General features: G+C 65.8%; 9 protein-coding genes. All 9 read left to right on the top strand.

Annotated elements, in window-relative coordinates; all coding sequences use genetic code 11:
• Nucleotides 1-320 precede the first annotated feature (320 nt).
• The 9 genes from HLH35_RS09980 (at nucleotide 321) to nuoF (ending at nucleotide 11,788) form a co-directional block, all read left to right on the top strand.
• Entirely contained in the window at nucleotides 321-851 is a 531-nt protein-coding gene (locus HLH35_RS09980; protein WP_246385009.1) for a hypothetical protein, read from the top strand.
• Between the two features lie 465 nt (nucleotides 852-1,316).
• Nucleotides 1,317-4,487, top strand: a complete 3,171-nt coding sequence (locus HLH35_RS09975) for an efflux RND transporter permease subunit (protein ID WP_182978990.1) — start codon at nucleotides 1,317-1,319, stop codon at nucleotides 4,485-4,487.
• A complete protein-coding gene (locus tag HLH35_RS09970; RefSeq protein WP_182978989.1) occupies nucleotides 4,480-5,679 on the top strand; it encodes an efflux RND transporter periplasmic adaptor subunit in 1,200 nt (399 codons plus the stop codon). Before HLH35_RS09975 ends, HLH35_RS09970 begins: the two co-directional genes overlap by 8 nt.
• Nucleotides 5,669-7,093, top strand: coding sequence for an efflux transporter outer membrane subunit (locus HLH35_RS09965; protein ID WP_182978988.1), 1,425 nt, complete (start codon nucleotides 5,669-5,671; stop codon nucleotides 7,091-7,093). Before HLH35_RS09970 ends, HLH35_RS09965 begins: the two co-directional genes overlap by 11 nt.
• Nucleotides 7,094-7,160: 67 nt before the next feature.
• Nucleotides 7,161-7,577, top strand: a complete 417-nt coding sequence (locus HLH35_RS09960) for an NADH-quinone oxidoreductase subunit A (RefSeq protein ID WP_246384999.1) — start codon at nucleotides 7,161-7,163, stop codon at nucleotides 7,575-7,577.
• Between the two features lie 2 nt (nucleotides 7,578-7,579).
• On the top strand, nucleotides 7,580-8,221 hold the full coding sequence (locus tag HLH35_RS09955; protein ID WP_182978987.1) for an NADH-quinone oxidoreductase subunit B: 642 nt from the start codon (nucleotides 7,580-7,582) through the stop codon (nucleotides 8,219-8,221).
• A gap of 63 nt (nucleotides 8,222-8,284) precedes the next feature.
• Nucleotides 8,285-10,015: an NADH-quinone oxidoreductase subunit C/D gene (gene nuoC / locus HLH35_RS09950; RefSeq protein WP_338029332.1), complete on the top strand. Its 1,731-nt coding sequence runs from the start codon at nucleotides 8,285-8,287 to the stop codon at nucleotides 10,013-10,015.
• The gene (nuoE, locus tag HLH35_RS09945; protein WP_182978985.1) at nucleotides 10,002-10,496 is read left to right on the top strand and encodes an NADH-quinone oxidoreductase subunit NuoE; all 495 of its coding nucleotides are present in this window, start codon (nucleotides 10,002-10,004) and stop codon (nucleotides 10,494-10,496) included. Before nuoC ends, nuoE begins: the two co-directional genes overlap by 14 nt.
• Complete coding sequence (gene nuoF / locus HLH35_RS09940) at nucleotides 10,493-11,788, top strand: NADH-quinone oxidoreductase subunit NuoF (RefSeq protein ID WP_182978984.1); 1,296 nt, start codon at nucleotides 10,493-10,495, stop codon at nucleotides 11,786-11,788. The genes nuoE and nuoF overlap by 4 nt, the downstream gene beginning before the upstream one ends.
• The last annotated feature ends 13 nt before the right edge of the window (nucleotides 11,789-11,801 follow it).

Below are 11,801 nucleotides of genomic sequence, written 5' to 3'. Positions count from 1 at the left end.
ACTCCCCGATATCAAGGGCCGGAAGACCTGTTCACGGCGCCCGCCAGAATAACGATATGAACGCTCTTGCGATCCAGCGGATGATCGTTCGCATCGCCAGCGTCATGAGAAGCTGGCGCGGCCAGACGGTCATACCGACCGCCACGCGCGTCCGCCCAGCGGGCGCTCAACGCCCCCGATGCATGCAAGGTCGAACTGTCGGCCATATGCGGCGTTGAAGTCTGGCGCGTGCCAAGGGGGCGCTTCCCACATGTGAAGGCCAGCGGAAACGACCAGGAAGAGCCGGTTAACATCCAGCCGTCGATTCATCATTGAGCATGATGATGCAGATCATCCCAACAAGGTCGGGTCAGGAAATGTCGATCACCTACGAAGGCACATTAAAGAAAGTTTCCCGCGCCGCCTTCGGTACTGCAAGTGTCATGCTGATGATCCTGTCCCTGGGACTCATCTTCTACGGTGTATTCAATCTGCTGTTTACGCTGCTGACCTCCTGGCACGAAGGACGCGACGCCCTTCTTCTTGCCATCAGCTATGTCGTTATCGCCATCGCCGTATTCGACGTGGCAAAATATTTCATGGAAGAGGAAGTCATTCAAAGCCGCGTCAAGGTCTCGCCTCTCGAAGCGCGCCTGAGCCTCACAAAATTCATCACAACGATCATCATCGCCGTTTTCATCGAGGGTCTGGTGTCAGTCTTCGAAGTCAGCAGGGAACATATCCAGCAGATTTTCTATCCCATCGGGCTTCTCGTGACAGCAACGATCGTCGTCCTGTCTCTGGCGGTTTACCAACGTATCAGCGTGGACACCGAAAATCAGGAATCACGCGCCGTCATCCGCTCAAAATGAAGGTGCACAGGCCCTCGCCCCACATCGTCATTTTCATCATGCATGACCCGGGTCGACGACGGCCGGTCTCCGCACGCGTGCCGAATCCCATACGCCGTCCTTATCCATGCGTTCTTCCATAAAAGTGCGATCATGCCGACCGTTCTAAGGCACCTGCGATGCGGACCAGACGGTAGCACGCTCCTTTCCTCATTCCGCCGCAGGCGACTCTTCAAACCGCCTGTAAAATTCATCGTGATCGCTCGCAATTGACGAACTTTCCTCTGCCGCCGGCAGCTATATCAACTGTTGGCGGGCAACCATGCCCACATGCCAAGCTTCCTTACGCCGGACCATGGAAAGATGCCGCTTGATGCAGGACCGGAGGACTAGCGGGCGGCGCGTTGCCGGGAAAGGGCACGCGCCGGAGAGGACACCCTGCGAGGCACTTCCACCGGATCGGCCGCACGCCCGCACCGCGCGGTCATGAACGCGATCGTCCGGCTGGCGCTCGCCCGGCCCTACACATTCGTGGTCATGGCGATCCTGATCGTGATCGCCGGCGTGCTGTCGGCCATTCGCACGCCCAAGGACATCTTCCCCGATATCAGCATTCCCGTCGTCGCGGTCGCCTGGACCTATACCAACCTTTCGCCGCAGGACATGTCGGGCCGCATCCAGCTCCCCTTCCAGCGTGCGCTGACGACGACGGTGAACGATATCGAGCATATCGAAGGCCAGGCCCTGACCGGGATCGGGGTCACCAAGATCTTCTTCCAGCCCGGCGCCGACGTGCGCCTCGCCAACGCCCAGGTCACGGCGATCGCCCAGACACTGCTGCGCCAGCTTCCGGTCGGGACAACGCCGCCGCTCATCCTGAACTACAACGCCTCCACCGTGCCGATCCTCCAGCTCGGCCTGTCGGGAACGGGGCTGACCGAACAGCAGCTCTATGATTTCGGCTTCAACTTCATCCGCACCCGGCTGGTGATGGTGCCGGGTGCCGCCATCCCCTTCCCCAATGGCGGCCGGGTGCGGCAGATCCAGATGGACCTCGACCCCAGCCAGTTGCAGGCGCGCGGTGTCTCCGGCCTGGACGTGGCCAACGCCCTGTCCATCCAGACCCAGATCACCCCCGCCGGTTTCGTGAAAATCGGCGAATACCAGTATAATCTCCGACTGAACAACGCACCGCTGTCGGTCGAGCAGCTCAACATGCTGCCGGTCAGGACGGTGAACGGCGCCGTGGTCCGCGTCCGCGACGTGGCCCATGTGCGCGACGGCTCGCTGCCGCAGCAGAACATCGTCCATGTCGATGGCCAGCGTTCGGCCCTGCTGACGGTGCTGAAATCGGGGGCCACCTCCACCATCGCCATCGTCCAGGGCATCCGCGACACGATCCCCGACGCCAGGCGCGGCCTGCCGAAGCAGCTTCAGATCACACCAGTCAACGACCAGTCGCTGTTCGTCCGGGCCGCCGTCAGCGGCGTGCTGCGCGAAGGCGCGATCGCGGCCGGGCTGACCAGCCTGATGATCCTGCTCTTTCTCGGCTCATGGCGCTCCACCCTGATCGTGGCCACCTCGATCCCGCTTTCGATCCTGGGCGCCGTCGCCATCCTGTCGGCCTTCGGCCAGACATTGAACGTCATGACGCTGGGCGGGCTGGCACTGGCCGTCGGCATCCTGGTGGACGAGGCGACGGTAACGATCGAGAACATCGAACGCCATCTGGAGATGGGCAAGGACGTGCACCCCGCCATCATGGACGGCTCGGGCGAGATCATCGTGCCCGCCTTCCTGTCGCTGCTGTGCATCTGCATCGTCTTCGTGCCGATGTTCTACCTGCCGGGCGTGTCGGGCTTTCTCTTCGTGCCGATGGCGCTGTCGGTGATGTTCGCGATGATGATGTCCTTCCTCCTCTCGCGCACATTGGTTCCCACCATGGCCATGTTCCTGCTCCGCCCCCACAACCATAGGGACGACAACAGGGACGGCATGTTCACCCGCCTCCAGCAAGGGTTCGAACGGCGCTTCGCGTCATTCCGGGAGCAGTACGGCAGGGTGCTGGAGGCCGTGCTGGCCCATCGCGGCCGCTTCATCTGCCTCTTTCTTGGCTTCGCCGTCCTCAGCCTGGCCTTCCTGCCCTTTCTCGGCCGCAATTTCTTTCCTCAGGTGGATGCAGGGGCGATAACCCTGCATGTGCGCGGACCGGTCGGCATGCGGATCGAGGAAACCGCCTCGCTCTTCCTGGATGTCGAGAAACAGATCCGCGCGCGCATCCCGGCCGGCGAAGTGCTGTCCATCGCCGACATGATCGGCCTGCCGAACAGCGCCATCAACGTGTCCTACAGCGCCTCCGGCACGATCGGGCCCGAGGACGGGGACATCCTGATCGCGCTGAAGGAGGACCATCATCCCACCGAACGCTATATCCGCCGCCTGCGCGCCGACCTCCCCCGGCTGTTCCCGCAGGCCACCTTCGCCTTCCTGCCATCGGACATCACCAGCCAGATCCTCAATTTCGGCGCCCCGGCCCCGATCGACATCCAGGTCAGCGGGCCGCAGCCCGACGAGACACGGCAGTTCGCCGAACGGGTGCTGCGCGACATCCGCCGCATCGACGGGCTGGTCGACGCCCGGATCCAGCAGCCCGCCAGCTATCCCGAACTGCGCTTCGAGGTCGACCGCACCCGCATCAACCAGCTGGGCCTGACGGAAGGCGACGTCACCAGCAGCATCGCAACCTCGATCGCCGGCACATCGCAGACCGCCCCGCTCTATTGGTTGAACCCGCAGAACAACGTGACCTACCCGATCTCGGTACAGATGCCCGAATACCGGATCGGCGCGCTATCGGACGTGATCGGCCTGCCGGTGACAGGCACGGGCGCCCTGGCAACACGGCCCCAGGTGCTAGGCGCACTGGGCACGATCACGCGCGGCACGACGTCGCCCGTGGAAGGGCAGTACAATATCCGCCCGCTGATCGACATCTTCGCCGGCAACGACGGACGCGACCTGGGTGCCGTCGCCTCCGACGTGCAACGGGTGCTGGACCGGCTGGAGCCCCAGCGCCCGGCGACGGTCACGGTGACATTGCGCGGACAGTACGAATCCATGACCACCGCCTTCTCCGGCCTCGGCGCGGGGCTGCTGGGGGCCATCGTGCTGATCTATCTGCTGATCGTGATCAATTTCCAGAGCTGGACCGATCCCTGCATCATCATCCTCGCTTTGCCGGCGGCGCTGGCCGGGATCTGCTGGATGCTGTTCGCCACCGGCACGCCGCTCTCCGTCCCGGCACTGACCGGCGCGATCATGTGCATGGGGGTCGCCACCGCCAATTCCATCCTGGTCATCGCCTTCTGCCGCGAGCAGCTCGCCGAACATGGCGACGCGCTGCAAGCGGCGCTGGCGGCCGGCAAGACCCGCCTGCGGCCGGTGCTGATGACCGCGCTGGCCATGGTCATCGGCATGCTGCCCATGGCGATGGGCTTCGGCGAGGGCGGCGAGCAGAACGCCCCGCTCGGCCGCGCCGTCGTCGGCGGGCTGATCTTCGCCACCTGCGCCTCGCTGTTCTTCGTGCCGACCCTGTTTGCCATCATCTATCAACGCCGCGCACGGGCTGCCGCGCATGAAGCATCCGCCCATGCCTGACCCCGCCCCGACACAGACGGAGACACAGACACAAGGCGACAGACCATCCCCCCGGCTCGGCCGGTTCGTCCTGATCGCCGCGTCGCTATTCGCGCTGGTCCTGGTGGCGGGCACGCTGTTGCGCCTGCATGCCCGCCACCAGCTTCATGCGGAAACACTGGCCGCCACAATCCCGACGGTGACCATCGTCCATCCGGGCGGCATGGCACCCGACAGGCTGGTCCTGCCCGGACGGTTGCAAGCCTGGTACAGCGCGCCCGTCTACGCCCGGACCAACGGCTATCTGCGCCGCTGGTATGTCGATATCGGGCAAAAGGTGCAGCAGGGCCAGTTGCTGGCGGACATCGACACGCCCGACGTGGACCAGCAACTCGCCGCCGCCCGCGCCGCACTGGCAACCCGCACCGCCCAGCGCGACCTCGCCCGCATCACCACCCGCCGCTGGGACCGCCTCAATGCGCAGAACGCGGTGTCCCAGCAGGAAACCGACGAACGAAGGGGCAATTTCGCCGCTAGCGAGGCCACGCGCCACGAGGCAGCGGCCGAGGTGGAGCGGCTGGAAACCCTCTCTGGCTTCAAACACATCATGGCGCCGTTCACCGGCATCGTGACCAGCCGCGCCACCGATATCGGCGCCTTGATCGTCGCCGGCACCTCGGCGGCCCAGCCGCTCTTCACTGTTTCCGATGTCGCCAGGCTGCGCCTCTATGTCAGCGTGCCCCAATCCTATGCCGCCCGGATACAGGACGGCATGGTGGTCGCTTTCACGGTACCCGATTACCCCGGCCGCACCTTCCAGGCCCACCTCATCCGCTCATCGAACGCCGTCGATCCCCAATCCGGGGCCATGCTGGTGCAGCTTGTCTACGACAATGGCGAAAACCTGCTGAAACCGGGCGCCTATGCCCAGATCGCCTTCACCTTCCCCGGCACCGATGCCACTGCCGGCACCGCATCCTCCCCCGTCCGCGTGCCCGCCAGCAGCCTGCTGTTCCGGCGCGACGGCACCACTGTCGCGACGATGGATTCCAGCCACCATGTAAAGATCCAGCCCATCACCATCGTGACCGATTTCGGCACCGAGCTGGAGGTCACGGGTCTGCCACCGCAAAGCGCCGTCATCGACAATCCCAGGGACGATCTGCGCGACGGCGACGAAGTCCGGCCGCAGGACACCACGCATGGCACCTGATTCCCGGGGCAGAGCCCTGCTTCTCACCTTGACGCTGCTTTCTGCCTGCAACCTGGCGCCCGACTACCACAAACCCGCTCCTCCTACCCTCCCGGCCTTCAAGGAAAGCGGCCCCTGGACCCCGGCACAACCGGCAGACACGGCCGGCCGCCCGAACTGGTGGACAATCATGGCGGACGACAGGCTGAACGCGCTGGAAGCCCGGATCGAACATAACAGTCCCCAACTTGCGGCGGCGGTGGCGCGATACGACCAGGCCCGCGCCCTGGTGCGGCGCGCGCGGGCCGAATTCTTTCCCCAGATCGACGCCTCCTCCAGCGCCGAGCGCGAACGCGCCGTATTCGCCCAGACCGGCAATCGTTTCGATTATCGCACCTACGCCGCCGGCGGCACCATTTCGTGGGAGCCCGATCTCTGGGGCCGCATCCGCAACCTCGTTGCCGCAGCACGGTCCGAGGCCCAGGCCAGCGCCGCCGATCTCGCCGCCATGCGCCTCAGCCTGGAAGCCGAACTGGGCGAGGATTATTTCCAGCTTCGCGGGCTGGACGCACGGATCGACGTCCTGCGCCGCACGATTGCCGCCTATCAGGCGGCGCTGGACCTGACGACCACCCGCTTTACCGGCGGCGCAGCAAGCGAACTCGATGTCGGCCGCGCCCGCACCCAACTGGCCTCGGTCCAATCCCAACTGGACCAGCAGGTGGCCGATCGCGCCCTGACCGAACACGCCATCGCCGTGCTGATCGGCGAGGAACCGTCCCTGTTCTCCCTCCCCCCGACCAGCGCCACGGACCCCGTGCCGGTCATTCCCGTCACAGCCCCATCCGCCCTGCTGCAACGCCGCCCGGACGTCGCCGCCGCCGAGCGGCGCATGGCGGCGGCGAACGCGCGGATCGGCATCGCACGCGCGGCCTTCTTCCCCACCATCACCCTCGGCGCATCGGGCGGGTCGGCAACGACAACGGGCATGCTGCTATCGGCCGGGACGGGCGTGTGGGCCCTCGGCCCGGCACTGGCAACGCTGGCCGTTTTCGACGGCGGCCGCCGCTTCGCCGACCTGGCGGCCATGCACGCCGCCTATGCCGAAGCCGCGGCGAATGACCGCCAGACCACACTCAACGCCTTCCGCGAGGTCGAAGACCAGCTCGCCCTGCTCAACCACCTGGCTGACGCCTCCGCACGACAGGAGGAGGCCGTCTCCGCCGCCGCCCGAACCAACCAGTTGGCAAGCATCCAGTATCGCGAAGGCGCAGTGGATTATCTCCAGGTCGTCATCGCCCAGACCGCAGAGCTACAGGCACGCCAGGACATGATCACCATCACCACCCGCCGCCTGGTGGCAGGGATCGACCTCGTACGCGCCATGGGCGGCGGATGGCAGGCGAACGGCTGGCGCACTCCACAAGACCGTTAAATATTCGGCAAAGATTTCCCACCCTGCAACCCGGCATCCGCGGCACACGTTCTGCCGCGACAACCCGATGGTGTTGTCCATGTGGAGCTTCTGCGCGCTGCATCCCCTGATGCTCTATGCCATCGCCATCGCAGCCCTGCTGTCGGCGATGCTGGCCCTGGCTTCCGTCACCGGCAACCGGCGTGTCGGCCCCGCCCGTGGCGCGTCGATGAACCTGCCGTTCGAATCCGGCATCCTGCCCGTGGGCTCGGCCCATCTGCGCCTGCCGGTGCAATATTATCTGATCGCCGTGTTCTTCGTGATCTTCGATGCCGAGGCGGTCTTCCTGTTCTCATGGGCTCCGATCGTGCGGCAGGCCGGGTGGCAAGGCTACGGCGCAGTACTTCTGTTCACGATCTTCCTCGGTATCGCACTGGCCTATCTGTGGCGCAGCGGGGGCCTGGAATGGGGCCCCACGCAGCGTCTGACCCGAAAGGTATCATAGGCATGCGCTGGTCCCTGACCTCGGCCTCGGCCGCCCCGGCCTCCGCGCGACCGGAGAACCCGACCGTGACCGAGACGGTCCGTCGCAACCTGGTCATGGGCCGCCTGCAGGATTTCGTGTCCTGGGGCCAGAAGAATTCGATCTGGCCGTTCAATTTCGGCCTCTCCTGCTGCTACGTCGAAATGGCGACGGCCTTCACCAGCAAATACGACATCGCCCGTTTCGGGTCTGAAGTGCTGCGCGCCACCCCGCGCGAGGCCGACCTGATCGTCATCTCCGGCACCGTGTTCGTAAAAATGGCTCCGATCATCAAGTATCTCTACGATCAGATGCTGGAGCCACGCTGGGTCATCTCGATGGGTTCCTGCGCCAATTCAGGCGGCATGTACGACATCTACAGCGTGGTGCAAGGCGTGGATTCCTTCCTGCCGGTCGATGTCTACGTGCCCGGCTGCCCGCCGCGCCCCGACGCGCTGCTGGAAGGGCTGATGCTGTTGCAGAACGCCATCGGCACCCAACGGCGCCCGCTGAGCTGGATGGTCGGCCCGCAAGGCATCGAACGCGTCACACCACCCAGCATGCGCGACGCCAAGCGCGACGTGCGCCGTGCGGCGCGCGACCTCCGCTCCCCCGACGCGCTCTGAACGGAGGCGACGATGATCGTGGCCACCCCACCCCGGCCGGCCGATCTTCGCGCGCCCGACACCATGTTCGCGCAGCTGACACACGCCCCCACGCCAGCAATCCTGACCATCGAAGCAACACGCGACGGCGTGCCGACGGTCTGGATCGCGCGGCAGGATGTGCATGATGCCCTCGCCCGCCTGAAACAACCGGACACAGCCCTCCGTATGCTCTTCGACCTGACGGTGGTCGACGAGCGCGAGCGCACGCATCGCGGCGACCAGCCCGCATCCGCCTTCACCCTGGTCTATCACCTGCTCTCCTTCGCCGACGCCGGCGACGAACTGCGCGTGAAGGTGCCGCTGCCGGAAGACCGCCCGCACGCCCCCACCATCACCGACCTGTGGCCGAACGCGAACTGGTACGAATGCGAGGCCTGGGACCTGTTCGGCATCGTCTTCGACGGGCACCCGTTCCAGCGCCGTATCCTGACGCCGCCAACATGGGTCGGCCACCCGCTGCGCAAGGACCATTACGCCCGCGCCACGGAAATGCCGCCCTACAGCCTGACCGAGGACCAGGAGAAGCGCGAGCAGGAAGCCCTGCGTTTCGATCCCGGCCAGTGGGGCATGCGGCGCCATTCGGCGAACACCGATTTCATGTTCCTCAATCTCGGCCCCAACCATCCCAGCGTGCACGGCGTGTTCCGCATCGTGCTGCAACTGGAGGGCGAACGCATCGTCGATGCCGTGCCCGATATCGGCTTTCACCATCGCGGCGCCGAGAAAATGGGCGAGCGCCAATCCTGGCACAGCTACATCCCCTACACCGATCGCGTCGATTATCTGGGCGGCGTGATGAACAATTTCCCTTACGTCATGGCAGTGGAAACGCTGGCGGGCATTCAGGTGCCCCCCCGGGCGCAGATGATCCGCGTGATGCTGGCGGAACTGTTCCGCATCGCCAGCCACCTGGTGTTCTACGGCACCATGAGCCAGGATGTCGGCCAGCTTTCGCCCGTATTCTACATGTTCACCGACCGCGAGCGGGTGTTCGAGATCATCGAAGCCATCTGCGGCTTTCGCATGCATCCGGCCTTCTTCCGTATCGGCGGCGTCGCGATGGATCTGCCGACCGGCTGGGACGGGCTGATCCGCACCTTTCTCGACTATCTGCCGAAACGCCTCGACGAATACGAGAAAATGGTGATGCGCAACGGCATTTTCCGCGCGCGCACAAAGGGCGTCGGCGCCTACACGCTGCGCGAGGCGATCGAATGGGGCGTCACCGGCCCCGGCCTGCGTGCCTGCGGGCTGGAATGGGATTACCGCCGCCGCGCGCCCTATGCCTGCTACGACCAGCTCGAATTCGATATCCCGACGGCCACGAACGGCGATTGCTACGACCGCGTGGTGGTACACATCGCCGAAATTCGCCAGAGCCTGCGCATCGTCCGCCAATGCGTCGACAACATGCCCGCCGGCCCGATCAAGGCGGACCATCCGCTCACCACCCCGCCGCCCAGGGCGCGGACGATGCACGACATCGAAACCCTGATCCATCATTTCCTGAACGTGAGCTGGGGCCCGGTGATTCCGCCCGGCGAGGCACGCGGCTGCGTCGAGGCCACCAAGGGGCTCAACCAGTATCACCTGATCAGCGACGGCGGCACGATGTCCTACCGCACACGCATCCGTACCCCCTCTTTCCCCCATCTGCAGATGATCCCGCTGATCAGCCGCGGCGCCATGATCGCCGACCTGATCGCCATCATCGGCAGCATCGATTTCGTGATGGCCGATGTCGACCGCTGACGCCCCGCTCCCCCCCGCATTACGGACCCGGATCACCGATCTCGCCCAGGCCGAGCACCGGCCCCGCGCAGCCTCGGTCTCCGCGCTGACGATGGTGCAGGACCATTTCGGCTGGGTCAGCGACGCACATCTGGCCGAAACTGCATCCCTGCTCGGCATGTCGCCAGCCGATCTCGACGGTATCGCCACCTATTTCAACCTGATCTTCCGCCGCCCGGTCGGGCGGCACGTCATCCTGCTGTGCGACAGCGTCTCCTGCTGGATCATGGGCCGCGATGCGGTCTGCGCGCGCCTGCAAGCCCGGCTGGGCATCCGGCCGGGCGAAACCACGGCGGATGGCGCGGTCACGCTGCTGCCGATCGTCTGCCTCGGCCATTGCGACCACGCACCGGCCATGCTGGTGGACCGGACCCTGCATGGCGACCTGAATGCCGAGACGGCGGAGCAACTGGCCGACACCCTGCGGGCCCCCACGCCATGACCATCTCCGACCGCCCCCTCACCGCCATGATCGGCCTGCCCGACGGCCCGCCCGATTGCGCCGCCTATGGCCGCGCCGGCGGCTGGCAGGCAGTCCGCCGCACCCTGCGCGACATGACGCCGGACGCGGTGATCGACATGGTAACCGCATCGAAACTGCGCGGCCGCGGCGGGGCGGGCTTCGGTACCGGCCAGAAATGGAGCTTCGTACCTAAGGACCCCGCCGCCACCCGCCGCAAATACCTGATCGCCAACGCCGACGAGATGGAGCCCGGTACTTTCAAGGACCGAATGCTTCTGGAAGGCAATCCTCTGCAACTGATCGAAGGCATGATCATCGCCGGCTACGCCATCCAGGCCGGCCACGGCGTGATCTTCCTGCGCGGCGAATATCATCTGGCGCTGGAGCGGCTGAACCGCGCAATCGCGGAAGCCAGGCAGGTCGGATGGCTGGGCGAGAACATCCTGGGCTCCGGCTTCGGGTTCGAAATCCACGTCCACGCCAGCGGCGGCCGCTATATCTGCGGCGAGGAAACCGCGCTGCTGACCGCGCTGGAAGGCCGCCGGGCGCAGCCGCGCAGCAAGCCGCCCTTCCCGCAGGTCGGTGGCCTGTGGGGCGCCCCCAGCGTCGTCAACAATGTCGAGACGCTCTGCAACCTGCCGCACATCGTCACCAACGGCGCGGAATGGTTCGTCTCGCTCGGCCTAGGCCCGGATAGCGGCACCAAGCTCTACGGCGTCAGCGGCCGCGTGCGCCGGCCCGGCGCGTGGGAACTGCCGATGGGCACACCCCTGCGCGAGATCGTCGAGGACCATGCCGGCGGCATGCGCGACGGCTACCGGCTGCGCGCGCTGCTGCCCGGCGGCGCCTCCACCGCATTCCTCGACGTCGGACAGATCGACATACCGATGGACTATGGCGCCGTGGAAAAGGCCGGCAGCCGGCTGGGCACCGGCCTGGCCATCCTGCTGGACGACCGGACCTGCCCAGTCGGCATGCTGCATAATCTGGAACATTTCTTCGCCCAGGAATCCTGCGGCTGGTGCACGCCCTGCCGCGACGGGCTGCCATGGGTCGAGCGCCTGCTGAATGCGATCGAGAACGGCACCGGCGAACCCGAGGATCTGGACCGGCTGCACGACCATGCCCGCATGCTCGGCCCCATGGGCCGCACCTTCTGCGCGCACGCACCGGGCGCCATGGCCCCGCTGGCCAGCGGCCTCAAGCTGTTCCGCGAGGATTTCGACGCCCACATCCGCCAGCGGGCCTGCCCGCTGCGCCACGCCGCATAGAAGGAACGGGACC

The sequence above is a fragment of the Gluconacetobacter asukensis genome, from assembly GCF_014174375.1.
GTDB classification, from domain to species: Bacteria; Pseudomonadota; Alphaproteobacteria; order Acetobacterales; family Acetobacteraceae; genus Gluconacetobacter; species Gluconacetobacter asukensis.
This window is presented reverse-complemented; position numbering and strand designations above follow the sequence as displayed.

Coding starts and splice junctions, on each gene's coding strand:
- HLH35_RS09955 (WP_182978987.1), top strand. CDS start 7,580: ATGCGCTGGTCCCTGACCTCGGCCTCGGCCGCCCCGGCCTCCGCGCGA.
- HLH35_RS09975 (WP_182978990.1), top strand. CDS start 1,317: ATGAACGCGATCGTCCGGCTGGCGCTCGCCCGGCCCTACACATTCGTG.
- HLH35_RS09970 (WP_182978989.1), top strand. CDS start 4,480: ATGCCTGACCCCGCCCCGACACAGACGGAGACACAGACACAAGGCGAC.
- HLH35_RS09980 (WP_246385009.1), top strand. CDS start 321: ATGATGCAGATCATCCCAACAAGGTCGGGTCAGGAAATGTCGATCACC.
- HLH35_RS09965 (WP_182978988.1), top strand. CDS start 5,669: ATGGCACCTGATTCCCGGGGCAGAGCCCTGCTTCTCACCTTGACGCTG.
- nuoF (WP_182978984.1), top strand. CDS start 10,493: ATGACCATCTCCGACCGCCCCCTCACCGCCATGATCGGCCTGCCCGAC.
- HLH35_RS09960 (WP_246384999.1), top strand. CDS start 7,161: ATGGTGTTGTCCATGTGGAGCTTCTGCGCGCTGCATCCCCTGATGCTC.
- nuoC (WP_338029332.1), top strand. CDS start 8,285: ATGTTCGCGCAGCTGACACACGCCCCCACGCCAGCAATCCTGACCATC.
- nuoE (WP_182978985.1), top strand. CDS start 10,002: ATGTCGACCGCTGACGCCCCGCTCCCCCCCGCATTACGGACCCGGATC.